Below are 24,167 nucleotides of genomic sequence, written 5' to 3' on the forward strand. Positions count from 1 at the left end.
AATCAGCTGTTGGTTACGGTTAAGCGGAACATCTTTAGGTGTTACTGTAACCCCACTCTCCGCCAATGCCCCGCACAAACCCATCACAACCTGATCCAGTTTGTTACTAACCGTGTCGGTGAGGCCAATGCGTGGCTCGACAGACTCCGGCACCACCCCGATCAGAGTCAGACGTTGCGGAAACTCGTCGGTCAGTTTGAGGGCTGACAACACATCGGACAGCCCCAACTGATGCGGAGAAATTTTGCGGCTAAACAGTGTCGGCACCTCTTCATCGCGCAGCGTCACCACCGTGCCCGGCGCATCACCAGTCAGAACGGCGTCGGCAATGATCAGGTGTTCACGATCGGCCATATCCCCAATCAGCTCCATGCCACAGGTGCCGCCATCGAGCACATCTACCTGCGGCGGCAGATGGAAGCGCTGCTCCAGCGCTTCCACCGCCCGGACACCAATGGCTTCATCCGACAACAACAAATTGCCGATGCCAAGCACCAGTACCGGATTTTGCATCACAGCACCTTCACTTCGGTCACTTGCTGACCGCGGGTATCCACAATGTGTACCGCACAAGACATGCAAGGGTCAAACGAGTGTACCGTGCGCACCACTTCCAGCGGTTTTTCCGGATCTGCCACCGGTGTGCCGACCAGCGCCGCTTCATACGGCCCCGGCTCGTCATTTTGGTTGCGTGGACCGGAGTTCCACGTAGAAGGTACGACCGCCTGATAATTAGCAATTTTGCCGTTTTTAATCACAATCCAGTGCGACAGCATGCCGCGTGGCGCTTCCTCAAAACCCACACCGCGCAGCTCAGTATCAGCCGGGATGTTAGGCTTGATATAGGCCACGTAATCACCGCGACCAATGTTGTCGATCAGCGCTTGCCACTGGTGCGCCAGCGTGTCTTTCATCACCGCACAGCGTACAGCACGCGCCAACACGCGGCCCATAGTGGATGGCATCTCTTGCGGCGTCAGGGTGTTACCACTGAGTTTCTGATACAGACCCAGCACGGTATCCATATGCTGTTTGGTGCCTTCGTGACCGGCAGCCAGCATACAAAGCACGTTCGCCAGCGGCCCCACTTCCACGGTTTCGCCGTAGAACGTTGGCGCTTTCACCCACGAATATTTACCGTCTTCGTTCCAGCCGGTGTAGTTCGGCCGCGTCTTGCCCTGCCACGGGTGCAGAGGTTCGTTATCGCGATACCAAGCATGCTTGCTACTTTCGGCGATCCCATCGATCAGGAACTGATCTTTATGCGAATCAATGGCGCGGAAGGTGCTCATGTCGCCATTTTTAATGTAACCGCCCGGCAGCAGGAAACTGCCGCCTTGGTTATCGGTCGGCAATTCTGGCACTGACAGATAGTTGGTCACCCCACGGCCCGATTGCAGCCATTCTGGGTAGAAGCTGGCGATAATCGCCGCATCCGGCATGTAGACCTGCTCGATAAAACCGTTTAGGCGATCGATAAAGGTCTTCAGGTACATCAGGCGTTCCATGTTCAGCACGCCGATACCATCCAGATTAATTGGGTTGGCAACACCACCTACGGCCAAGTTTTGGATATGCGGGCTCTTACCACCCAGCAAAGCCACCACGCGGCTCGCATCGCGCTGGTATTCCAACGCTTGCATGTAGTGCGCCACCGCAATCAGGTTAACTTCTGGCGGCAACTTCATGGTTGGGTGGCCCCAGTAACCGTTGGCGAAAATCCCCAACTGGCCACTGTCCACCAGCGCGCGGATCTTGTTCTGTACCTTGGTCAGCTCTTGCGGGCTATTTAGCTGCCAGCTCGATACGCCGTTCAGCATTTGTGAAGCCTTCACCGGATCGGCTTGCAGCGCCGAGGTGATATCCACCCAATCCAGCGCCGACAGCTGATAAAAGTGCACCACGTGGTCATGAATGTTACTGGCCGCCAGAATAATGTTGCGGATGTACTGGGCATTCACTGGCACATTCAAGTTCAATGCACTTTCCACCGCTCGCACCGAACCAATCGCGTGGATGTTGGTGCACACCCCGCAGATCCGCTGCATGATCATCCACGCATCGCGCGGATCACGGCCTTGCACAATCTCTTCCATGCCACGCCACATGGTGCCGGATGACCAAGCTTTCACCACTTTGCCGTTGGCAATTTCACAGTCAATACGCAGGTGGCCTTCAATCCGAGTAACCGGATCGATAGTAATACGCTGGCTCATTCTTTACCTCGAACATCATGGCTGGCCTGATAATCCTGGTGTACACGCTCAAGTGACGGCAGGACTGGCAAAATACGGATTAACAACAGGTAGGCGCACACTTCAATGGCGATAAAGCCCACCGAAATCAAAATTTCTTCCGTGGTTGGGAAATAGTGGTATCCCTCACCCGGATTAAATGCGATCAGGGAATAATTCAACCGCCACAGCGCTGAACCGAGCAGCATGCTAAGCGCGCCCAAAAACAGCAGGCGGGAATCATTACGGGTGGTATCCCAATGGAACACCAGTAACGGGAAAATCATCAGGGCAATTTCAGCCCAGAACAGCAGCGCATAGTGGTCAAACTGACCGAGATAATTCACTTTGCCGTTGATGACAATCTCCGCAAACCGCAGCGCGATAAACAGGATCAGGAAAATATCGATCACTTTGGTCAAGCGATAGAACAGCGCCTTTTCATTCGGCCCTTTCCCCGCTAAGCCTGCCTGCACCAATGAGCCTTCAAACACCACGATGGAAAAACCCATGATGAAGGCGGTCAACAGTGAGAACACCGGCAGCATTTCATAGCTTTGCCATAGCGGATGGATCTTATGGCCGGCAGCAATCATCAATGAACCCATGGAGGACTGGTGCATAGTCGGCAGCAGCGCACCGAGTGCGATAATGGCAAACATGATTTTGTTCAGCCATTTCAGCTGCACTTTCCAACCAAAGCGCTCTAACACCGCAGGCGCGAACTCCAACACCAGAACCCCGATATACACCGTCATACAGGCAGCGGTTTCAAACAACACCGAGTTCACGTTGAAGTGACCGGGGATGTAGAAATACGGCAGGTTCCAGTAACGGCCCACGTCAATGGTGATCGACAGGCCACCCAAGGCATAACCGAACAAACTGGCCAGCAGTGCCGGTCGCACCAACGGGTGATATTCCCCGCGGTTAAACACATACACCGCCCACGCCAGCGCCCAGCCGCCACAGGCAAAGCCGGTACCGATCAACAGGTCAAAGGAGATCCACAAGCCCCACGGATAACCGCCGTTCAATCCAGACACGGAGGCTAAGCCCAAAAACAGACGCTTGAGGATAATTACCCCACACAGAACAGCAAACGGGGCAAAGAACAGCACCGGCCAGCTGACCAGACGCCCACCCAGTGGTTTAGCATCAGCGTGTGCCATGATCATCATCCTTCTTATCGGTTTCTTCGCGATGATGAGTTTTATGCTCATCATGATGCTCGGATTTTTTGGTACTGCGGCGGGTCAACATGGCCAAACCAGCAAACGCGGCGATCGGCAACACCATCCCTTTGTACAACGTATGTTGTACTGTTTCAGAGCGAGAGCCGGTGGAGCGTTCATCGAGCTTCGGCAAGTTCAGGTTTTCGTATGGCACTGCGGCCAACGTCAGCACCTGCGTGCCACCGCCTTCTTTTTCGCCGTAGACATGGTCTTGGTAATGCGGGATCGCTTTTTCATAGCGATCATTGCTGTTCACTGTCTGGCGCGGATAGGCATACATCTCGCCCGCTTTCATCGCCAAACGCTTTTTAGCTTCCGCCAGCAGCTCTTCACGGGTACCAAAGATCACCGCGCCCGCCGGACACACTTCCACGCAGCCCGGCAGCAAACCTTGATTCAAACGCTCAACGCCGTTTTGGTTGCACAGCTGACACTTGTGAATTTGGCCTAACGGATCGTCGTACTGGAATTTCGGTACACTAAACGGACAGGCAATCATGCAATAACGACAACCGGTGCACACGCTCGGGTCGTAATGGACAATGCCGGTTTTCGGATCTTTACGCAGCGCCTGCACCGGACACACCGATACGCAGTTCGGGTCAACACAATGCATGCACTGCTTTTTGATGTAGGCATAGCCGTTTTCGACTTGGTCTTTGTGCTTACCATCACCGCTGCTCCACACCTGAATGATGTTATTGGTGTAGGCATCGAGCTTGTCATTGTTCGACCACGTCTGTTCCCCTTTCGGGTTCAGCTCAGAATGGTTGACCTCCTGACACTTGTACACGCAGGCCTGACAGCCCACGCACAAGGTGGAGTCATACAGCATCCCCAGTGAACCGGGGATCGGTTTAAGATTTTCCCGCGCCACGGCACAAGGGGAAAGCCCGCCAGCCACCGCGCCCGCAGCAGCCAGCTTGAGGAAATTACGTCTATCCACGGCATCACTCCTTGTGTGAGTCTGCGTCGTGCTGCCGCGCTTCTGCTTCGCGTTTTTGTCGCTGCTGGCGACCCAGCTCACGCACAGTCATCAAACTAACACCCGCGACCAAACCGGCCACGCCACCGATGATCCCCGCCGCCGTTGGTGAAACATCCCCACCTTGGCGGTTATTCAGATCCGGTTTTTGTGAACGCGGAGTCTGGTTTTCCACGTTTGCCAGTTGGTGAATGCCTTTGGTAAAGCCCACTCCCTGCTCATTACAGCCGTAGCAAGGGTGACCAATACCGACCGGCCAGATACCGCCGCCGATGTCACAAAACTCCAACGTCGAGCAATTACCGTAGGTTTCTGGACCTTTACAGCCAAGGTGATACAAGCACCAGCCATTACGATGGCCTTCGTCGCCAAACTCTTTGGCAAAACGGCCAGCATCAAAGTGTGGACGACGCTCGCAGTGTTCGTGGATCAAACGGCCATAGGCAAACGTTGGTCGACCTTCCGCATCCAACTTCGGTGCCGAGTTGAAGGTGATCAGGTGTACCACCGTGGCCAAGAAGTTCTGCGGATTCGGTGGGCAGCCCGGAATATTAATCACTGGCTTGCCACCCAGCGCCTCAGACAGGCTCACTGCGCCGGTTGGGTTGCCGCCGGTGACAGGCACCCCGCCCCATGAGGCACACGAGCCAATGGCGATCACTGCCGCGGCATTTTCCGCAGCCTCACGGATATGCTGCACAATCGGCTTACCCGCCACCATGCAGTACACACCATCATCTTTCAGTGGAATCGAGCCATCGACCACCAGCACATAACGGCCTTTGTATTTCTCCATCGCGTGGTGTTTGTTTTCTTCCACCTGATGGCCGAAAGCCGCCGACAATACCTCGTGATACTCCAACGAAATGGTATCCAGCAGCAGGTTTTCCAGTGTCGGGTGCGTGGCACGCAGCAGCGACTCCGTACAACCGGTACACTCTTGTGCGCCAATCCAAATAACGGGAGGACGTGCAGGGTCAGAGACCGCCGCGGCAATTTTAGTAGCGGCATTTGCCGACAGCCCCATACTGGCCGCCAGACCCGTACACAGCTTCATAAAATCACGACGACTCACACCCAAACGGTCAAGAAACGAATTATTCATAGCCATTGCTTTTGGTTCTTTTTTAATTATACCAATTTGATGAAAAGTTTAATTTCCCTCTTTTCATCCCCGTTTTGGCAACCGCGGTAATAGTATTAACAGCGGATAGATCAGACATTTGATCCATATCAATGATTTGTAACACGAAGAATTATTTTTTAATTTATTTGAATAGACACGTTTCAGCCTGAGCGACATGAAAAGAAAGGAATAAAAATATTCACCGTTTTTTTACCTTAACTCAGAGTGGATTTAATATTCTCGCTGCCGCAATCACGGCTTGACCTAAAGATAACCCACCATCTCCAGCAGGAATAATTCGCGGAGTCAATACCTCCAAATGGTTTAATTTTTTTAACAGCAATACGCGTAAAAGGCGGTTGTGTAATACGCCGCCGGACAATACGACCTTCGCGATACCTAACCGAGATGCATAATAATTAACCATCTCTGCTAAGCCATTGGCTAATACCACGTGAAAAGCAAAGGCTTTATCACTATCCGTCGCGCGGTAATTCAACCAAGAATGCCAAAATGCGGCTAAATCCAGTGATGATTTGGGTAAGTCTTTCGCTTGCGGGAAATAATTAACAGGACGAATGTCAACGATTCCCTTACTATTTTTATCATCACTATATTTGTGTGATGATATTGATTGTTCCGTACCCACAACGTTTAATTGATTGCGTGCCGAGCGCGCCTCACTGAACAATAACGGCATCTGCAGAGGGAAATCATGGTCAAGCGCCGATGACAAAAAGTCACCTTGCTCATGCTCCTGCGCTAAGGCTTGCCATGCCAGAGACTCCAAGCGGCACGCGGCCTCTCCTTCAAACGAAACCGCATCGGTACAGATCCCCAATGCAGCCGCAACCGCATCAAACAAGCGACCACACGATGAAGCCGGAGGACAATTAATCTCTCGCTCGATCGCATGACACAATAAACCGGTGGCATAGGGCTGTAATATTTTACCCAATTCGGTATTTTGCCAATCCGGCACTGCCGCATGACATTGAGCTAACAAATTACGCCACGGTTCACGCGCCGCTTTATCACCACCGGGTAATGGCGTGGCAGGAATACCACCTAAATGAACAAACGTTGTATAATCTGCCAGCAAACATTCCCCACCCCATAACGCATTATTTTCTCCCATACCGATCCCATCTAATGCCAGACCCAGTATCGGAGAATGATTTCGCGCTAATCCATATTCTGCCATCACAGCAGCAATATGTGCGTGGTGGTGCATAACCGGAATAATTTTCTTTGCACTGTATAATTTTTCCGCATTACGACGACTGAAATAACCGGAATGAGAATCGGTCGCAATAATTTGCGGTACAACATTATAAATCTCACAGAAAAATGCTGTTGAGCGATTTACTTGTTGCGCCAAATCCGGATCGGATAAATCACCAAAGTGCGGACTTAATACCGCCATACTTTTCGGCCATGATTTATTTTCAATATTGCTATCTATATCACTCGCCATATCAGCAGCGATATGATTGCCGATATTGTTGCCAATTTTACTTTTAGTCTCGCTGACACCCGAATTGCGTAACTCGGTATTTACATGTGCCAGGTTTACACGTGTCAGGGTCAGTGACTCAGGACTTATTTTATTATCATCCTGATTTATCGCTATTGACTCAGCCATATTAGCGGGGATCAAACAAAAGGTATTTTTCAGATCCGCGCCGGTAGCCAAAATCGCCGGTAGCGGAGCAAAGCCATCCGGCAGTAGTAACGGATCGGGCACATATCCGCGCGCCCGACGCAGCATCTCAGTGCCCTCAGGAGTGGCGCGCAGCAACGAATCATCGGCGCGCTGCACGATGTCGCGGTTATGCAGCAACCACCCATCAGCGATATGACGCAAATCCTGCAGAGCTTCGGCATTACTCAGCGCCGGTGGCTTGCCAGACGCATTACCGGACGTCATCACCAACGGACGCCCTACTGCATCCAGCAGCAGATGTTGCAACGGGCTCGACGGCAGCATCACCCCCACTTCGCCTAAGTGCGGCGCAATATTGTCAGCCAGCGGTGTGGGTTCGGCGTCAGAAAACCTCTCCGCGCACAGCTCATCTGCGCTCGCGCGCTTTGGCACCAGCACGATCGGTGCAGCCGCGGAGGTTAGCGCTGACACCGCATGCTCACGACAGCGCAAAGCCGCCAATTCCGGTTCTAACTCCAACAGCGCAAAGCGCGGTTGCTCAGCGGAAAAATCCGCGCACACATCAAGCCAGTCTAGCGATGGCAACATCACCGCCAGCGGTTTACCCGGGCGATGCTTACGCATTCGCAAACGCGCGACAGCCTCAGCATTGGTCGCATCACAAGCTAAGTGAAAACCGCCCAATCCGCGCACCGCGACGATCTCGCCACGCAATAACGCCTGCGCTGCCTGCACAATCACCGGCTGCGAATCGGTATGGCCTTGCGCAAACAGGTCGTCAATTCGAGGCAAAGAAAGTGACTCATCAAAAAAGGACGCATCAACCCAGCGAATTTGCGGCCCACACTGTGGACACGCATTGGGCTGGGCGTGAAAACGCCGATCAGCCGGATCGTCATACTCACGCTGACAAATAGGACACATCGGGAACGCCGCCATCGCGGTAAACGGACGGTCATACGGCATACTGCGGATGATGGTAAAACGTGGGCCGCAATGGGTACAATTGATGAACGGGTAGCCAAACCGACGATCTGCTGGGTCGCGCATCTCCGCCAGGCATGCCGGACAAGTCGCAGCATCAGGGACGATTTGCGTCGCCATTTGCCCACCGGCGGTGGCGGTAATGGTGAAAGTCTGCGGCACGCTACTCGGCTGCCATGCCGCCACTTCCAACGCCTGAATCTGCGCCAATGGTGGACAGCGAGCATAGAGTAAGTCAGTAAACTGGCGAAATGCAGCGCAATCCTCAGTAACTTCCGCCAGATGGATCAGCACCCCTTCCGCATCGTTACGCACATCACCGGTTAATCCGAGCTCATGGGCTATCTGCCACACGTAAGGACGAAATCCGACGCCCTGCACTTTTCCTCGCACTCGGATTCTGATCCCGGTCATAACTGCTGTCTCACTATCCTGATCTACTTCTTTTGGTATTTTCTACGTTGCCGTTGACGCCCGCGTTCTTCTTGGGAGCGGAAAGACCTCACACTTTGTGCTGCATTCTAAGCTGGTCAGCTGCTTTGCCTAGTAACCTCGTCACACAATCTGATTTCATTGTGTTTTTAATCCCGATAAAAGGTAATGAAATGTATCGTTGTGGATTTTCTAGGCGTTTTTAAATATCACAACGAATCGGCATAGCTAATCATTCCCTTGTCGAGGCGCTCACGCTCATCGCGCCTAAGAATTATTCACCAAAGCAATAACATAATGTGCTATTCTCCGCCGCATTGAGACCATATAAATCATACTTATATCGGAGTTTGCATGCTGAATAAGAAAAAAGGCACGATCAGTTTGTCGGCCATCGCATTGATTTGGGTTGTTTTTGTCAGCGCTGCGCTGTCAACCAATCTGACCGGAGGCCACCAGCGCCCTAACTGGGTGACTTACGCATTTTTAGGTAATGTTGTTGCCACTTCGTTACTGGCCAGCTGGGCGCGCGAAGACTGATCATCGCCGCTTATACGGTAAAGATTCAGTACGAATGCAGTACGGGTAACTAACGCCTGTACTGCTATTTTTTCAGGGTGTTTCACTGTTTTTCCGCTCACGCTTTCCCTTACAACTTTATTTTTTCTCCCCCCTTTCCTCCGCCCGCGTTTCATGACATAACACAAACCATTAACAAGCATGCTGCAAAACGCGCATAAGCTCTGTATCAACAACGTGTATTAAACACACACATCAACACTCAACACAGTTCGCTCGGACAAGGAGCACAAGATGAACACTCCATCTACCTATGGCATCGCCACACTGCATCGTCACGTTGTGTTAGGTGGCTGCATTATTGCCGCACTCTGGGTAGCATTTATTACCGCCGCGTTGATGAACAACCTGACCGCGTCATCGCGCCCAGAGTGGCTGACGTGGTTTTATCTGGGTAACGTGGCCGTTACCGCGCTGATTGCACTTTTTATGAGAAAAGACTGACGGTTAGCGAAAAATCTGCCCGTCAGATTTATGCACAGACTCACATAACCCGACACAATATTGTATTCGCTCCCCGAATACGCCTCGACTAAGCTAAACAGACATTAACACCGCGGCTCGTACGCCTCCTGCGCTGAAGTGAACATCAGCAATGAAAACAGGAGCACGGCGAGCCGAGTGGTATACCAACGCATGAAGGTGATGTTATGTCTGTACACTCCTCAGCCTTTACTTTGTCCAGTCCTGATTTTGAGGATGGCGACTATATCCACTTACGTCATGTCATGACCGGTGAGCCCTATCAGGGAGACAACCTGTCGCCAGCGCTGCAATGGGATCATGTCCCTGAAGGCACGCAGAGCTTTGCCGTCACTGTGTATGACCCCGATGCGCCAACCGGCAGTGGGTGGTGGCACTGGTTAGTCTTCAACTTACCGGCAGATACCCGCGGTTTGCCGCGTGGCGTTCTATCTGATGGCACACGGTTACCGGCCGGCGCGGTACAAAGTATCACTGACTTCGGTGTGCCGGGTTACGGCGGCCCACGTCCACCCAAAGGCCACGGTGCGCATCGCTATCAATTTACTGTTTTCGCACTCAAAGTACCGACTCTGGATTTGCCAGCAGACACAATGCCAGCTAAAGTCGGCTTTATGCTCAATGCCAATGCACTGGGTACAGCCAAGATTACCGCCCTGTTCCGGGGCTAATCGGGATAACTAACGATAACAATGGATTTATCCTGAAAAAGGATAACGGCACGTTTAAAGGAGACGCTATGAGCGCGGAACAAGTCATCAGTATTGCCAATACCACATTGGAGCAGTTGGAGCATGCTTGGAAAGAGCTGCACAATGCCAATCTGACTGAGGTGCGTAAGCAAGAACTTATCGCACATTGTAAGGATGTACTGGCGCTCTGGAATGCCGTCAATACCGATGTCTCCTTATCTGACAACCCGGTACTGGTGCAAACCGTCAGCAAAATCACCGATCGCCAAGCTGAGCTGAGCAAACAGTTCGGTCTGTGATCGAGTCGCTTCTGTCGGCATACGCTGACAGACGTACGCTTAGTAAACCGAAACCTGCTGCAGGTTTCGGTTTTTTTATTCCGCTACCCCATCAAGTTTAATAAGCACCATTCCCTTTCCCTCCATTGGGCAATTGAAAACTGCCTATATCAGAAATACTTACAAACACTTTGTGACGGCGACTTTGATTTCTCTGCTATAGGCTAATTCATGTGCTCAAAACGGACAGACACAGGTGCCTGTCGTTTTCTGATTTACTATGGAGTGAATGTCATGAAACATCTTTTATCTGCTGTAGCCCTGTCTGTTGCTCTGATCTCTGGTGGCGCTGTTGCCGCTGAACAACCTGCCACCGCCACTGTTGCTGCAACCCAACAGCAGCAAAAAGATCTGCTGCAAGTGGCTCAGCAAGGTTATAACGCCATGATGAACGTTCAGCATGCACGTGCTGCACTGTTCAACGGCCAACCAGATCAAGCACAAAAATTAGCGAAGGAAGCGCAAAAACTGCTTTCTTCCGACAGCACTGACTGGAGCAAGTTTGTTAAAGCAAACAAAACCGCCCCACTGGCCGGTGATAACTATGTGATCATCAATGCCAGCATGTCAGTGGCAGAAGATTTCATCTCAACCCCAGCTAAACAAAAAGCCATCAGCCAAGCTAACGAAAAAATCAAAGCAGGTGATCGCCAAGGCGCGTTGGAAACTCTGCGTTTAGCCGGTATCGGCATTGTGGAAAACCAAGCGCTGATGCCACTGAAACAAACTCAGCAAAACGTAGCCAAAGCGCTGGATCTGATGAAGCACAGCAAATACTACGAAGCGAACTTGGCTCTGAAAGCTGCTGAAGATGGCATCATTATCGATTCTGAAAGTGTCATCGGTACCCCAGCCGCCGCGCCTGCAGCAGCTGCGCACGCAGCAACACCGGCAGCCGCGAAATAATCGCGTTTGCATCTGAGAATCACGAGTGAGAATCGCTTCCTATCATGACACTGTCTCGACTTTCTCGATAAAAGGGATGATAGAGATAAGAAAGAGGATAGAAAAAGTGACGTTGTCACTGATATCTCGCTAAACAAGTCTCGAAACCGGCGTCCAGTACGCCGGTTTTTTATGCTGTATGTCGCGCCGCCAGACTTAATGAAAAATCACCATGCCCAGCCACGTTAACGCTAAGGCCAACGCGCCACTATGCACACCTAAGCGTGACCAATTGCGAGCCAGAAATGCATCCAACACACCCAGCATCGCCATCCCTACCGTCAACGGTGATCCTAACATCACCACCAGCGACAGCATCAATGCAACGCCATCAGACTCACCCACTGTTGCGATGACACTGGCAAACGCCACAGTGAACAGCACATACCAGCCCACCATAATGGAATACCACGGCATGTTTTCATCCTTGTTCTTGATTTATGGTTATTGATCGCATCCACCAATAGTGTGAGCGTGCACAGTAGACCCAAACGACTTGGAATTGCAGGTAGGCGGCAAGTAAAAGCATCTCCATGAGCATAGGCAAACTATGTGATTGAGATGAACGAACATAGCCAACACCGCGGCAGCCTCAAGTAAGCAGGGTATAGCAAGATTATCGTGCAGTCTGCGCTTAGCTCTTATACAACACCTTGATCAAGTGGTAGCCAAATTGGGTTTTGATTGGGCCGACTACTTGTAGCAATGGCGCGGAGAACACCGCTTTATCAAAAGCTTTAACCATCTGCCCACGCGCGAACTCGCCTAAATCGCCACCGCGTTTACCCGAAGGACAGGTCGAAAACTGGCGGGCCAACTTGCCAAAATCCGCACCATCATCGAGCTTTTTCTTCAGTGCCAGACACTCTTTTTCTGTTTTCACCAGAATATGTATTGCTGCGGCTTTATTTGCCATGGTGCTTGTTGCCTCTGCTACCTGATTAATTGCCATGATTGCACACGACACGGCCACACATACACAGCGACACATACTCATCTACGTATGCTGCATGCTGAAGCCGTGGGTAAACGCATAGCTTACCGGTGCGGCCCCGATCTTGGGAAGTTTTAACGGTAAAAATCAACCTTTCTAACTCACTATTACTACTCGTCATGAGCCATAGCTAAAGATGCGATGAGGAAAACAACACAGCTTGGTAATACTCCCCTTTACCTACGATCTCAGATTCGCAATATTGCGCGGAAAAATGGCAGGTAACCTGATTACTCAAATACACCGTAGCGCTTTCGGTTGCCTGTGGCGCTAAGCGCTCGCGCTCAACATCGAAAAACTGCGCAGTCAACTCAGGGGAAAAACCTGCGGCGTTATAACACTTGCCCAAGCCTTTATCGCACACCACGCCGTCTACCGGCGAATAAACCCATGTTTTATAAGCCAGCAGCGCCCCTTGTACAGGTACGCTAAGCACCATACACACACAAATGACTAACAAAAATGGATTCATCGTCAGCTCCTGCTCAGATATCAACAACGTATCAATCGCCAATGCTGACTGACCTTAGCGAGCGTGTATGACATTACGATAACAGCACGGTGATGCTCTGATGAATGGCGTGGCACAGCCAAGAAGAGAAAAAGATTGCCATGCACCAAATACATGACCATGGTCAGTATTCCAAGACAATACTCAAGGTAGGTTAATCTCATGCTGTCATGAGGGAGTCTCAACTGCATGAAAAAGCAAATACAACATTTGGTCTGGCAACCCTACATTTGTCAATTGACCACCGTAGATATCGCGCAAGGCATTGCATTGAGCAGTTTACGCGGACAAAAACTACGCTCAGCTGATATTACTCGCGCTTGTTTTATTGCTGACAAAATCATCAGCACCCTCACCCACAATTTGAATCGGAATGTTTCCTGACGCAGTAAATAGGTAGGCCGGCTACAATTCGTGCAGAGTTTACATTGCTAGTTAAGTACTTTTTATATCGCCATAAGATAACCAATCGTCACGTAAAACCATTCGCATGAAATACTTTGAAAAAGTATGACATAAGAAGAAATCAATAAAAATGCTTTCTTACCAACTTAGCCCGTCACCAAGACAATTCACTTTCCACAAATAAACAGCCGCTCCTATACTCATCGGTCATAAGCAACTAAGCATAAAGTTGCACAAAAAAGATACACCAATAGAACCCAGAATGAATTAATTATTTCACTACTAATATAACGCGACTCTTACATAGAACGGTTTCAGGAATGATTGATTTATCGATAAAGAAAAAACTGCTGCTCTCTTTTTCTGTGTTATGCCTGCTAATGAGTTTAACTGGCTTATACTCACTCTCTAAGATCAAGCAACTTCATGGCAACATTGACCTGCTGTCCAACACCTCAATCCCCGTAATTATTCATGCGAATGATATAAATAAACAAGCGACTGACAGCCGCCGCTATATTCTTGCCCTCTTCGCTAAGCGTGACAGTGTGGACCAACTGGACAAATACGCCCAGATGCTGTCAGAAACGCAGAAAGAGATGACCACTCTGCTGTCAAAATACGAATCCCGCTTTAAATCCCCGCAAGAGCAGCAAATTATCACCAAGATCCGCGCACTGTGGACGCAATATTGCGAGGAAAACGAGCAAGTCCAGCGCTACATCAAAAGCGGCGCGCTTGATTTAGCAATGCAAAGCCTCAATACCGGCTCGGCTATCTATGATCAGCTTAATCAGCAAACGCAAGCACTCACCAATCTAAGCCTGAATAATGCCGCTCGCGCTGAAAGTGAATCCAATACGGCATTTTCCGCGGCACAAATTGGGATTATTACTTGCCTGATTGTGTCGGCTATTTTTGTGTTTATTTTGGCCAGCCTGCTGACCAAGAGCATCACCAAACCGCTGTTCATGATTTTGGAGCAAGCACGGCAAATTGCTGACGGCAACCTCGCCCGCTCACAATTTTGTGAATACATTGAGTCCGGTAAATTATCCCGTGATGAGCTGGGCGAGCTGGGTATCTCGATTCAAAAAATGAAAGAAGGTTTGCATGCGCTGGTGAGTGACATCATGACCTCGACATCGCAAGTCAGCAGTGCCGTTGAACAGGTGAATGCCATTGCCCAGCACTCTGCCGATGGCATGCAAATCCAGCAAAACGAAATTACCCAGTTGGCGACGGCAATGAATGAAATGCAAGCCACCGTGCAAGATGTATCCATGAATACTACGCACGCCGCAACCGCCGCCAATGATGCGACTCGACAGTCCATTTCGGGTAATCAGATTGTGCACGAGGCGGTGCAGAATATTCAGGAAGTCTCACAGCAAATAGAGCATGCTAGCCAGATTGTGCAGCAGCTGGAACAAGACAGCGCCAGTATCAGCGTGGTACTGGACGTGATCCGCAATATCGCCGACCAAACCAACCTGTTGGCACTGAACGCGGCCATCGAAGCGGCACGAGCTGGTGAACAAGGACGTGGCTTTGCTGTGGTCGCCGACGAAGTGCGGACTTTAGCGCAGAAAACACAAGATTCGACGACCCAAATCAATCAGATCATCGAATCATTGCAAAAGCGGGCAACCGAAGCAGGTCAAGCAATGCAGTCCAGCTGCCAGCAAGCCTATGTGTGTGTGGAGCACGCCACCCGTGCCGGAGAGTCTATTCAAGAGATTAACGCCGAAATCAGCAAGATCTCTGATATGAGCTCGCAAATTGCGACCGCCACCGAAGAGCAATCGGCCGTGGCCAATGAGCTGAATAAGAATATTGTTAACATCAACACGGCATCAACTGAGGTCGCCGAAGGTGCGGTACAAACCGTGCAGGCTTGCGTGAGCCTGGCGCAGCTGGCGCAACAGCTCAATTTGATGACGGAGAAGTTTAAGCTGTAACGCTGAGTTCATTCTTCCGATCCCCAAGCACAATGCTTCTCGCATGGCCAGATAGATACTGTTGCTATCTGGCCATGCGCTGCAAAATGTGGTGATAGATTATTAGCTGTTTTGGCGCGCTTGATATTCAGCTACCCAGCGGGTAAATGCATAAGCCGGTAGCGGACGAGAATAGAAAAAGCCTTGGATATTATAGATGCCTTTTGAAACTAAGTAGTCAACTTGCGCTTGGGTTTCAACGCCTTCGGCCACCGGATCCATCCCCGCCTCTTTTGCAAAGGCAATGATTGAATCAAGAACGCCTTTTTTCACGTCATTGGTTCCGATGGTATCAACGAACATCTTATCAATTTTAATCTCGTCTACCCCCAATTTTTGGATATAGGAAAAACCGCCGTACCCAGTACCAAAATCATCCAATTTAAAACGGTATCCCAAGGTTTTGACTTTGGAGATCTCTTCTGCCGCAACCGCAAAATCACTGACCCGCATACGCTCGGTGATCTCAAAACGTAATTTTGAATTGTAATGCCAGCGGTGTTTTTTCAGCATCCGGAACAAAGAACCATTCTCGATTTGCTCCGGCACAATATTAACACTCACCCACAAAGATTCTGGGAATAGACTCAAATCGGCAATGATCTTCTCAATCACTTGTTCGGTTATATCCAAAATCATGCCATGTTGCTCTGCATGCTCAATAAATCCGCCAGGGGAGATCATCTCACCTTTGTGATACCAGCGTAGTAATGCCTCAGCCCCTATCACCTGCCCTGTTTTCGCATTTACTATTGGCTGATAATAAGGGAAAAATTCATTTTTCTGTAAACCATACCGCAACAACTCTGACATTGAGCTTTGATGATGCGTCAGAATCCAAAAAATAAAGGTACCTGCAGAAAGTGCTACTAACATGAAAAGCGCAGCATAAAGCCACAACTTCCCATTGGCATAAGCCACCAGCTCTTTCCCCGCTAATAGCTTATACACCACTTTCCCATTAGAGATACTGGACACCAAAACCTCACCTTCGGGGCGATTTTTGATATCCAAATTTCCTTTTGGAGAAAACAACGTTGTCTCTGCCGGTGCGATGTTAAGATATTCAATGTAAAAACAATTTTTACACGGTGACTGTAATTGCTCATGAGTCCATGCACTATTGAGAACCCAGTAGATAAAATTGCCATTCACATTGATGAAGGTCACCACTTCACCGCCGGTATTTGTAATATCGTGCGTTGTCGTAAAACCTACGTCATAGCCATAAAACTTGTAGGCATAGGTTTTGGGTTCACTCGGCGATAAAATACTCAGATCGGAGCCTAAACTAGAACAGCCGCCCCCATCTTTCAGCTCAATACCTTGTACACGAAACTGACTATTATAAAGATTCAAGTCTCGCAAAATTTGAACATCGTGCTTGCCACAATCGAATTGAATATTGGTTATTTCATTTTTCATGACATGCCGGATAGCATCACTACGCTCATTGGCCGCATAGTAGAAGCCCTCAAGCTTTGATTGTAACAAGCGCTGCGCTAAAAAATGCTCAAACAATGAGGGAATCGAAAGCCCGATCCCAAGCACGCTAAGCACAAAGATAAAGTAGAGGGCCCATTCCCTTTTAATTCTCATCAAGTAAAGCCCTTTTGATGACTGCTTCAGTACGAACCGGATATCGAAAGATGCTCACAAACTACAGTGATCAACCCCTTTCGTTTAACAATACCCCAAAACAGTAAGTATCAAACGATTTTATAAATTGTGATGATATCACCATCAGTTTATTTCGCTCTGTAACAATACATCTTTAACATTAAGTGGGAGTGAGAGATAAATCCAGTAACCGAAATTCAGTATGCCTTTTCTAAATAGGAAAAGGCGTCGATTGACGCCTTTCATACACAATGAGCCACAACTCATTGATTATAAATCATATTGCTCAGGCCATATTCAACGTAAGTTCGATATGGCCTTGCTGTAAGTTACGCCGTCACAACCGCCCATGCGCCGCCTTTGCTAGGATCATCCCCTTGCGTCCACCACTTGGCCTGATAAATCACGCCCTTATAGCTGACTTTATCACCCGCGTTGTAGACTTTGCCTGCTTCCCAGCCAGCCACACCACCCACTGGCGGCTCACCTGGATTAACCGGCGGAGGATCTAACTTCTCGACAACTCGCACCTTCGGCCAGCTGGCGTGTGAGCCGTAGAAGTTCGTGACACACTTCTCGTAGTCACCTTTCACCAGCGCAGAATACGCCGTTTGGAACCCGACTAATTCACATTCAAACGAATAACCACCCGGACGGTCAGCATAATACTTCCAGTTACCATCCCAGTTGGTGTACAGCACATCGGTTGCCCCGTTCAGGTTCAAACTGCCGTACGGTGTTTGCTGCCAGCAGGTATTTTTCTCATCCGGCAACTGCGGAATTTGATAGTGTGCCGCCAGCCCTTCCCAATAGCGGATCCGGTTCACTGGCTGGCCTTTGTTTTTATTGTGCTCACCGCACTCAATGCCACCGTTGATAATATTGATGGTGGTGCCAAAGCCGTAGCCGATTCCGGCATCCAACTCACGCTGAGATGGCTTCCATGTCCGGTCAACCACATGCAACATTGAAGGTTTCGGTGCCTGTGGTGTCAGGAAAAACCAGATAGCCGAGGCCAAATTGAGCCAAGAATCAGCCACTCGCCCCGGTTCGTTTAGCAGCACAGAGGCTTTGCCATCGAACATGGCTTCGGAAAACGCGCCGTAGTTAAAATGGTATGACAGCTGCTTCGCGCCACGGCCAAAATAGCCTTGACCAGTAGCACAAGGCCACTTCTTGTTTTGCCAATCATTCTGACCACAGCCGGTGGTGTAACCGGTTTGCCCTTCTGACCAGCCCATCTCGCGCACATGCACCAGCGCCTGTTGCCACTCTTCTAGCGCCAGCGGGTTATCGGAAACATTATCTTTCGCGATGTGTCCGCCGGTCTCCTGAGCAAAGTGGGCAAACATGGTAATGATGGATTTTTTACAGATCGCATCCGCATTGCGGCCATCGGTATAGTCACTGCAAAACGCAGGGAATTTCCCTACTGCGCGCAAGAAGCGCACATACGTGTATTCCGGCGCCGCCATTTGAGTTAAATAGGCCCACTCATGGGCAGGGAATACGCGTTCAGCACGCTTAACGTTATCTGGATTACTGGCCAGCCCGGGCTCGATGGCATCCACAATGGTATTTGGGCGCGTTGCCAGTGACTGGGCCCAAATTGCGTACATCGGGTTAGCGGTCTTTTGCTGTTCTACGGCGTTGATATCAGCGGTCGCAATCACGTAACCGCCGGGAGTTTGTGGATCAGGCTGGATATTCATGGCCGCCAAGGCGGGTAACGAGCATACCGAAGCAACCAGTACCGCGGCGCGAGTCAGTCGAAACATAGGGTACGTCCTTGTATAGAGCTGCTTGTAAAGAGCTACTTGTTAAGGGCTACTTGTTATGAGCTTGAGGTTGACTTAAGACTCACAACGAGTCAGTAAGACATTCCAGATCATAGGTCTCTTCTTCCTATGCTTCACAAGGAAAAACCATCGGCATTGCGGTTTTGCGAAGTGATTCACCGCACTCGCTCTGCACGATTGCAGAGCGATACATGCAAGTAAAATCACCTTAAAATCATTATGTTAAAGGCAACTTTTTTACAGCGTATTTACGACCCAAGTCGTGTTTTCTGCTCGTAACAGGCCTCGGCTTCGACCAACCGCTGAATGTCAGAGGCGCATAAATAAGGCTTTAACGCTGCAAATTTTTCCTCAGGCCAATCATAGATATTGAGTGCCAGTAACGTAGCGATAGTGTCAGGATCAAAGCGGTATTTGACGACGCTAGCCGGTGAGCCAGCAACCACACTGTAGGGCTCCACATCGCGGGTCACCACACTGTTTGCCGCCACTATCGCGCCTTCACCAATCCGCACACCGGGCATAATCATCGCGCGCATGCCCAACCACGCCCCATCACCGATATGTGTGTCGCCTTTGCCGACATACGAATCTACGATGGTGTCCATAAAGGGATATAAGCAAAACCAATCTGCACGGTGGGTATGATTCCCGCCCATCAATATCACCACTTCCGGCGCAATGCAGACATAGTCACCAATATAAAGCTTGTCGATTTCCCACAATGAATCCCACTGCGAACTGACTTTATCGCCGTACAAATACCGCACAGCCGATGCTTCAAAGCCCGCATCCCAGCAATCACTGTAATAGCTGTGTTTGCCTTTAATCACGATATTCGGGTTCGTGACCACTTCATGTAACAGCTGTATTTTCGACCAATGTTTTTCCTGCATAACGCCTTAATACCACGTAATTCATTTTATATAGCCTAATATTAAAGCAGATAAGTGCTGCTGAATTGTCCTTTTGTATAGTTTTGTATAGCTATTGGGTGAGGCGCATGCTTTTATGCTATAAATCCAAACACAGGGATAACATCGGTGAGCAGTATTTACTCTGCGCATTCACTCGTTCTTAACCTGTTTTGTCTGGTATTTGGTCAGACAGCGTTATTTTTTACAGGGAATGAAAACCGGTTACCGGTCGTAGGTATCCCCACTTCTGTTTTGTATAAGGCTTTAACATGAAAAAATTATTTTCCGCCATGGCTGTGTTACTTGCTTCTTCCATTCTGCCAGCCCATGCAGCAGACAATATGAAAGCGTTCCCGCCTGCAGAGGCCGGCCAAGTCAGACATGTTTTACAACTGCCGACTCGCAGCAATGAAGCCGACTTCAAAGTACAGCTGATTGTGGGCAAAAACGCGCAAGTGGATAAAGCGAATACCTATTTCTTCACCGGCAAAATTGAAGAACAGATTATTGATGGATGGGGTTTCCCACGCTACGTGGTGAGCAACTTAGGCCCAATGGCTGGCACGCTGATGGCGGTAGACAGCAATGCACCTAAAGTGACGCGCTTTGTTTCCTTAGGTGGTGAGCCGTACCTGATCCGCTACAACAGCCGTCTGCCAATCGTGGTGTATGCACCTGAAGGGGCAGAAGTTCGCTACCGAATCTGGAGCGCCGCGCCTGACGCCACCGTTATGCCACAAGGCTAACTATCCCGCACAGGTCATGCTTCATAGCGCAAATACGCTCGCTGAACGCATGACCCGTGATTTTAACGAGCCGGTCTAGTTTCCCTAACCAACTAGACCGACTCTGTTTTTATCGACTCACTCGCACCACTTAGACCGATTCAATCAACCAGATCGCCGACTCATACGGGCGTAATTGACCGCTTTGTGGCTGCGTTGGGGTATCCGCATAGTTGCTGAGTAAAAGTTGGCTACATGGCGGTATGATTGACTGCGTTTCTGACTGAGCTGGAACAGCGTTCTGCCCGCCAAGGTGACTTGGCAACACAAAATCTACCGGCTCACGATAGAAATTACTCACCACCAACAGCGTCTGCCCTTGCCACTGACGAGTGTAAGCCCAAATTTGGCGGTGCTCAGGCAGCAACTCTTGATAGTCACCGTGCGTGAAGATCGGATGCGCTTTACGCAGGCGAATCAAATCGCGGTAATGCCAGAATACCGAGTCAGGATCGGCTTTCGCCGCAACCGCGTTAATCTCGGTATAGTTGGCGGCTGGTTTTAACCACGGCGTACCTTGGGTAAAACCGGCATTAGCATCCGCGCTCCATTGCATCGGCGTACGCGAGTTATCACGCGATCGCGCGGCTAAAATCGCCAAAATCTGCGCATCATCCATCCCCTGCGCCTGTTTGATGGCAAAAATATTGTGGCTTTCCACATCCTGATAATCTTCAATTTGCTGATAACCCGGATTTGTCATGCCCAACTCTTCGCCTTGATAGATATACGGCGTGCCTTGTAATCCATGCAACGTGCTCGCCAGCATTTTGGCCGCAATTACGCGAAACTCGCCATCCTCACCAAAGCGCGACACGATGCGGGGCTGATCATGATTGCACCAAAACAGCGCCGACCAACCTTTTCCATGCATCCCGGTTTGCCAATGGTTAAAGATGCGTTTGAGCTCAAGAAAATCAAATGGCGCACACGTCCATTTATCGCCATTCGGGTAATCCACTTTCAGATGATGGAAGTTGAACACCATCGACAGCTCGGAGCCATCCAGCGCGCCATAGCGCTGACAATGTTCCAGTGATGTAGAGGACATCTCGCCGACCGTCATCGCCTGTACCGGCACAAACACTTCGCGGCTGAGCTCCTGCAAGAATTCATGGATACGAGGCCCATCGGTGTAGAAACGGCGGCCATCACCTATCTCATCATTCGGGAACGACTGATCTTTGGATATCAGGTTAATCACATCTAACCGAAAACCATCCACGCCCTTTTGTGCCCAAAAATGGATGACCTTTTTCACTTCGGCCCGCACCGCCGGATTTTCCCAATTCAGATCCGCCTGCTCACGCGCAAACAGATGCAGATAATATTGGCCAGAGGCCGCATCCCACTCCCAAGCACTACCACCAAACTTAGATTGCCAGTTATTCGGCACATCGCCAGCCACCGGATCGCGCCAGATGTAGTAATCACGATACGGACTATTTTTATCCGCCAATGCCGCCCTAAACCATTCGTGCGCCGTGGATGTGTGATTGACCACGATATCCATCACAATCCGTATCCCACGGGCATGTACCGCGCTTAGCAGCGCCTCGAAATCGTCCATCGTGCCGTAGGCCGGATCAATGCGATAGTAGTCGGCAATGTCATAACCGTTATCCACTTGAGGTGATACGTACACCGGCGTGAGCCACAGCGCATCAACGCCCAAGGTTTGCAGATAATCGAGACGAGAGATTATCCCGCGTAAATCACCGGTGCCGCGCGCCCCACTATCCTGAAAACTCTTCGGATAGATTTGATAAATCACCGCGTTCTGCCACCAAGGTATTTGACTCATAACGCTTTCTCTTCAATAAGTAGCGAATTTAAATACGGTTAAAGACACCCTGCTTGGCCGCCTTTAACCATAGAATTACGACTCCGATTGCATCAGCGTACCGGCGGATTGTTTGCGCTTATACACCAGCATGGTCAACAAAATCGGCACCACCACAGCCACCAGCATGGCGACCGCGTACACCAACCAAAAACGCGGCTGGATAGATAAGATGCCCGGTAAACCGCCCACACCAATGCCGTTTGCCATCACACCGGCTAAACCGCAAATCAGCGCCGCACAACTTGAACCAATCATGGCGCACAGCATCGGGAATTTGTATTTCAAGTTAATCCCGTACATCGCCGGCTCTGTCACCCCCAGATAACCAGAGATCGCCGCCGGAACCGAGATTTCACGCTCATTGGCCTTACGGCTCATGAAAATAATGCCCACCACCGCCGAGGCCTGCGCGATATTAGAGAGCGCAATCAAAGGCCAAATCGGCGTACCGCCGATGCTTTGCATCAACTGCAAATCAATAGCGTTAGTCGTGTGGTGAATACCGGTGATCACCAGCGGCGCATAGATAAAGCCAAAGATCGCCGAGCCAATCGGCGCAAACGTGCCGGTCATTGCCGCTTTCGCTGCAAGCCCGACACCATCACCAATCCAACGCCCAAATGGGCCAATCAGGGTATGCGCCAAAATCACTGCCAGCAGCAAAGAAACAAACGGCACAATCACCAGATACAGATAGGCAGGAATAATGCGTTTGAGGTTCACCTCAATCCACGCCAACGCCACCCCAGCCAGCAAAGCGGGGATAACCTGCGCCTGATAACCAACTTTATCGATCGCAAAGAAACCAAAATCCCACACCTCTGGAATTTGCTGTCCAATGGAGTACGCATTCATTAACTGCGGCGACACCAACGTCACCCCGAGCACAATACCGAGGATCTCAGAGCCGCCCATTTTCTTCACTGCCGACCAACACACGCCAACCGGCAAGAAATGGAAAATCGCCTCACCCAGCAGCCAGAGAAACGAGTTCACTTGCGCCCAGAATGGGCTGATTTCGGTTAAGGTGTGACCATCAAACATTTTGATGTCGCCAATCACATTACGAAAACCGAGGATCAGACCGCCAGTGATAATCGCAGGCAGCAGCGGGACAAAAATTTCCGCAAGATGGGAAATCCCACGCTCCAGAAAATTCATGTTCTGACGCGCCGCCTGCTTCGCCACTTCCTTACTACCACCGCTTACGCCCAGCTCTTGTGTCAGCGCCTTGTACCAATGATCGACCTCATTACCGATCACCACCTGAAACTGCCCTGCATTGGTAAAGCAGCCCTTCACCGCAGGGATCGCTTCGATAGCCTTGCTGTCTGCCTTGGCAGGATCGACCAGTACAAAGCGCAGCCGGGTCAGACAATGGCTAACCGTGGCGATATTCTCTTTCCCACCGATCTTCTCAATCAGCTCGGCCAGATGTTGTGCATTGATTTTGGACATGGGTCTTCCCTCTGTAAGTCCACTCGTTATTGATGTGCATCGCTCTTCAGTTCCACTGCTAATAAGCATGGCTGGAAATGGGAAAAAACAAAATGGGAACGTTCCCATTTTGGAGCTATCATCACACGAAAGC

General features: G+C 50.2%; 21 protein-coding genes and 2 pseudogenes. 8 read left to right on the top strand and 15 right to left on the bottom strand.

The window, feature by feature from the left end; genetic code table 11:
* Nucleotides 1-30: 30 nt before the first annotated feature.
* The 7 genes and pseudogenes from NCTC9997_RS07870 to hypF all read right to left on the bottom strand — a co-directional run.
* Nucleotides 31-513, bottom strand: a pseudogene (locus NCTC9997_RS07870) (HyaD/HybD family hydrogenase maturation endopeptidase); the annotation flags it as partial.
* On the bottom strand, nucleotides 513-2,216 hold the full coding sequence (gene hybC / locus NCTC9997_RS07875; RefSeq protein ID WP_039044763.1) for a hydrogenase 2 large subunit: 1,704 nt from the start codon (nucleotides 2,214-2,216) through the stop codon (nucleotides 513-515). The gene hybC and the pseudogene NCTC9997_RS07870, both read right to left, overlap by 1 nt.
* Nucleotides 2,213-3,406: a Ni/Fe-hydrogenase cytochrome b subunit gene (gene hybB, locus NCTC9997_RS07880; protein ID WP_010863701.1), complete on the bottom strand. Its 1,194-nt coding sequence runs from the start codon at nucleotides 3,404-3,406 to the stop codon at nucleotides 2,213-2,215. The genes hybC and hybB overlap by 4 nt, the downstream gene beginning before the upstream one ends.
* Complete coding sequence (hybA, locus tag NCTC9997_RS07885; RefSeq protein ID WP_010863702.1) at nucleotides 3,393-4,415, bottom strand: hydrogenase 2 operon protein HybA; 1,023 nt, start codon at nucleotides 4,413-4,415, stop codon at nucleotides 3,393-3,395. Before hybA ends, hybB begins: the two co-directional genes overlap by 14 nt.
* 4 nt (nucleotides 4,416-4,419) lie before the next feature.
* Entirely contained in the window at nucleotides 4,420-5,565 is a 1,146-nt protein-coding gene (hybO, locus tag NCTC9997_RS07890; protein WP_010863703.1) for a hydrogenase 2 small subunit, read from the bottom strand.
* A 235-nt stretch (nucleotides 5,566-5,800) separates the two neighbouring features.
* Nucleotides 5,801-7,057 carry a Kae1-like domain-containing protein gene (locus NCTC9997_RS15425; protein WP_413463051.1) on the bottom strand — a complete coding sequence of 419 codons (1,257 nt, stop codon included), beginning with the start codon at nucleotides 7,055-7,057 and terminating at the stop codon, nucleotides 5,801-5,803.
* A gap of 105 nt (nucleotides 7,058-7,162) precedes the next feature.
* Nucleotides 7,163-8,644, bottom strand: a pseudogene (gene hypF / locus NCTC9997_RS15430) (carbamoyltransferase HypF); the annotation flags it as partial.
* Nucleotides 8,645-9,016: 372 nt separating this feature from the next.
* Between hypF and NCTC9997_RS07900 the strand changes: the two are divergent.
* From NCTC9997_RS07900 to NCTC9997_RS07920, 5 genes are all read left to right on the top strand, one after another.
* Nucleotides 9,017-9,202, top strand: coding sequence for a hypothetical protein (locus NCTC9997_RS07900; protein WP_010863705.1), 186 nt, complete (start codon nucleotides 9,017-9,019; stop codon nucleotides 9,200-9,202).
* 273 nt (nucleotides 9,203-9,475) lie between these two features.
* Nucleotides 9,476-9,685, top strand: coding sequence for a hypothetical protein (locus tag NCTC9997_RS07905; RefSeq protein ID WP_010863706.1), 210 nt, complete (start codon nucleotides 9,476-9,478; stop codon nucleotides 9,683-9,685).
* 206 nt (nucleotides 9,686-9,891) lie between these two features.
* A complete protein-coding gene (locus tag NCTC9997_RS07910) occupies nucleotides 9,892-10,395 on the top strand; it encodes a YbhB/YbcL family Raf kinase inhibitor-like protein (RefSeq protein WP_064977778.1) in 504 nt (167 codons plus the stop codon).
* A 68-nt stretch (nucleotides 10,396-10,463) separates the two neighbouring features.
* A complete protein-coding gene (locus tag NCTC9997_RS07915) occupies nucleotides 10,464-10,715 on the top strand; it encodes a hypothetical protein (RefSeq protein WP_010863708.1) in 252 nt (83 codons plus the stop codon).
* A 273-nt stretch (nucleotides 10,716-10,988) separates the two neighbouring features.
* A complete protein-coding gene (locus tag NCTC9997_RS07920; RefSeq protein ID WP_010863709.1) occupies nucleotides 10,989-11,660 on the top strand; it encodes a YfdX family protein in 672 nt (223 codons plus the stop codon).
* Between the two features lie 195 nt (nucleotides 11,661-11,855).
* Here the strand turns inward: NCTC9997_RS07920 and NCTC9997_RS07925 are convergent, their stop codons facing one another.
* The 3 genes from NCTC9997_RS07925 to NCTC9997_RS07935 form a co-directional block, all read right to left on the bottom strand.
* Nucleotides 11,856-12,116: a hypothetical protein gene (locus tag NCTC9997_RS07925; protein ID WP_064977779.1), complete on the bottom strand. Its 261-nt coding sequence runs from the start codon at nucleotides 12,114-12,116 to the stop codon at nucleotides 11,856-11,858.
* Between the two features lie 217 nt (nucleotides 12,117-12,333).
* Entirely contained in the window at nucleotides 12,334-12,615 is a 282-nt protein-coding gene (gene ppiC, locus NCTC9997_RS07930) for a peptidylprolyl isomerase PpiC (protein WP_010863710.1), read from the bottom strand.
* Nucleotides 12,616-12,823: 208 nt separating this feature from the next.
* Nucleotides 12,824-13,165, bottom strand: a complete 342-nt coding sequence (locus NCTC9997_RS07935; RefSeq protein WP_064977780.1) for a YcgJ family protein — start codon at nucleotides 13,163-13,165, stop codon at nucleotides 12,824-12,826.
* Nucleotides 13,166-13,393: 228 nt separating this feature from the next.
* Between NCTC9997_RS07935 and NCTC9997_RS07940 the strand changes: the two genes are divergently transcribed.
* Both NCTC9997_RS07940 and NCTC9997_RS07945 read left to right on the top strand, forming a co-directional pair.
* On the top strand, nucleotides 13,394-13,588 hold the full coding sequence (locus NCTC9997_RS07940) for a hypothetical protein (protein ID WP_064977781.1): 195 nt from the start codon (nucleotides 13,394-13,396) through the stop codon (nucleotides 13,586-13,588).
* Between the two features lie 341 nt (nucleotides 13,589-13,929).
* The gene (locus tag NCTC9997_RS07945) at nucleotides 13,930-15,570 is read left to right on the top strand and encodes a methyl-accepting chemotaxis protein (protein ID WP_064977782.1); all 1,641 of its coding nucleotides are present in this window, start codon (nucleotides 13,930-13,932) and stop codon (nucleotides 15,568-15,570) included.
* Between the two features lie 102 nt (nucleotides 15,571-15,672).
* Here NCTC9997_RS07945 and NCTC9997_RS07950 read toward each other — a convergent pair whose 3' ends face one another.
* From NCTC9997_RS07950 to NCTC9997_RS07960, 3 genes are all read right to left on the bottom strand, one after another.
* Nucleotides 15,673-17,208 (bottom strand): EAL domain-containing protein, encoded by a 1,536-nt coding sequence (locus tag NCTC9997_RS07950; RefSeq protein WP_064977783.1) that lies wholly within the window; start codon nucleotides 17,206-17,208, stop codon nucleotides 15,673-15,675.
* 350 nt (nucleotides 17,209-17,558) lie between these two features.
* Nucleotides 17,559-19,007 carry a chitinase gene (locus NCTC9997_RS15435; protein WP_082935517.1) on the bottom strand — a complete coding sequence of 483 codons (1,449 nt, stop codon included), beginning with the start codon at nucleotides 19,005-19,007 and terminating at the stop codon, nucleotides 17,559-17,561.
* A 269-nt stretch (nucleotides 19,008-19,276) separates the two neighbouring features.
* Nucleotides 19,277-19,924: a CatB-related O-acetyltransferase gene (locus NCTC9997_RS07960; RefSeq protein ID WP_064977784.1), complete on the bottom strand. Its 648-nt coding sequence runs from the start codon at nucleotides 19,922-19,924 to the stop codon at nucleotides 19,277-19,279.
* A 290-nt stretch (nucleotides 19,925-20,214) separates the two neighbouring features.
* On the opposite strand from NCTC9997_RS07960, the gene NCTC9997_RS07965 reads away from it, so the two are divergent.
* Nucleotides 20,215-20,691, top strand: a complete 477-nt coding sequence (locus NCTC9997_RS07965; RefSeq protein WP_039044769.1) for an ecotin — start codon at nucleotides 20,215-20,217, stop codon at nucleotides 20,689-20,691.
* A 130-nt stretch (nucleotides 20,692-20,821) separates the two neighbouring features.
* On the opposite strand, the gene treC is transcribed toward NCTC9997_RS07965, so the two are convergent.
* Together treC and treB are read right to left on the bottom strand one after the other, a co-directional pair.
* Complete coding sequence (treC, locus tag NCTC9997_RS07970) at nucleotides 20,822-22,534, bottom strand: alpha,alpha-phosphotrehalase (protein ID WP_064977785.1); 1,713 nt, start codon at nucleotides 22,532-22,534, stop codon at nucleotides 20,822-20,824.
* A 75-nt stretch (nucleotides 22,535-22,609) separates the two neighbouring features.
* Nucleotides 22,610-24,034, bottom strand: coding sequence for a PTS trehalose transporter subunit IIBC (treB, locus tag NCTC9997_RS07975; protein WP_064977786.1), 1,425 nt, complete (start codon nucleotides 24,032-24,034; stop codon nucleotides 22,610-22,612).
* Nucleotides 24,035-24,167: the final 133 nt, after the last annotated feature.

The organism is Plesiomonas shigelloides (assembly GCF_900087055.1).
GTDB classification, from domain to species: Bacteria; Pseudomonadota; Gammaproteobacteria; order Enterobacterales; family CAMTGL01; genus Plesiomonas; species Plesiomonas shigelloides.

Bases quoted from the DNA above. Each gene is read 5' to 3' on its own strand.
- hybC (WP_039044763.1), bottom strand. From the start codon at position 2,216: ATGAGCCAGCGTATTACTATCGATCCGGTTACTCGGATTGAAGGCCAC.
- hybB (WP_010863701.1), bottom strand. From the start codon at position 3,406: ATGGCACACGCTGATGCTAAACCACTGGGTGGGCGTCTGGTCAGCTGG.
- hybO (WP_010863703.1), bottom strand. From the start codon at position 5,565: ATGGCTATGAATAATTCGTTTCTTGACCGTTTGGGTGTGAGTCGTCGT.
- NCTC9997_RS15425 (WP_413463051.1), bottom strand. From the start codon at position 7,057: ATGGCGAGTGATATAGATAGCAATATTGAAAATAAATCATGGCCGAAA.
- NCTC9997_RS07900 (WP_010863705.1), top strand. From the start codon at position 9,017: ATGCTGAATAAGAAAAAAGGCACGATCAGTTTGTCGGCCATCGCATTG.
- NCTC9997_RS07905 (WP_010863706.1), top strand. From the start codon at position 9,476: ATGAACACTCCATCTACCTATGGCATCGCCACACTGCATCGTCACGTT.
- NCTC9997_RS07910 (WP_064977778.1), top strand. From the start codon at position 9,892: ATGTCTGTACACTCCTCAGCCTTTACTTTGTCCAGTCCTGATTTTGAG.
- NCTC9997_RS07915 (WP_010863708.1), top strand. From the start codon at position 10,464: ATGAGCGCGGAACAAGTCATCAGTATTGCCAATACCACATTGGAGCAG.
- NCTC9997_RS07920 (WP_010863709.1), top strand. From the start codon at position 10,989: ATGAAACATCTTTTATCTGCTGTAGCCCTGTCTGTTGCTCTGATCTCT.
- NCTC9997_RS07925 (WP_064977779.1), bottom strand. From the start codon at position 12,116: ATGCCGTGGTATTCCATTATGGTGGGCTGGTATGTGCTGTTCACTGTG.
- ppiC (WP_010863710.1), bottom strand. From the start codon at position 12,615: ATGGCAAATAAAGCCGCAGCAATACATATTCTGGTGAAAACAGAAAAA.
- NCTC9997_RS07935 (WP_064977780.1), bottom strand. From the start codon at position 13,165: ATGAATCCATTTTTGTTAGTCATTTGTGTGTGTATGGTGCTTAGCGTA.
- NCTC9997_RS07940 (WP_064977781.1), top strand. From the start codon at position 13,394: ATGAAAAAGCAAATACAACATTTGGTCTGGCAACCCTACATTTGTCAA.
- NCTC9997_RS07945 (WP_064977782.1), top strand. From the start codon at position 13,930: ATGATTGATTTATCGATAAAGAAAAAACTGCTGCTCTCTTTTTCTGTG.
- NCTC9997_RS07950 (WP_064977783.1), bottom strand. From the start codon at position 17,208: ATGAGAATTAAAAGGGAATGGGCCCTCTACTTTATCTTTGTGCTTAGC.
- NCTC9997_RS15435 (WP_082935517.1), bottom strand. From the start codon at position 19,007: ATGTTTCGACTGACTCGCGCCGCGGTACTGGTTGCTTCGGTATGCTCG.
- NCTC9997_RS07960 (WP_064977784.1), bottom strand. From the start codon at position 19,924: ATGCAGGAAAAACATTGGTCGAAAATACAGCTGTTACATGAAGTGGTC.
- NCTC9997_RS07965 (WP_039044769.1), top strand. From the start codon at position 20,215: ATGAAAAAATTATTTTCCGCCATGGCTGTGTTACTTGCTTCTTCCATT.
- treC (WP_064977785.1), bottom strand. From the start codon at position 22,534: ATGAGTCAAATACCTTGGTGGCAGAACGCGGTGATTTATCAAATCTAT.
- treB (WP_064977786.1), bottom strand. From the start codon at position 24,034: ATGTCCAAAATCAATGCACAACATCTGGCCGAGCTGATTGAGAAGATC.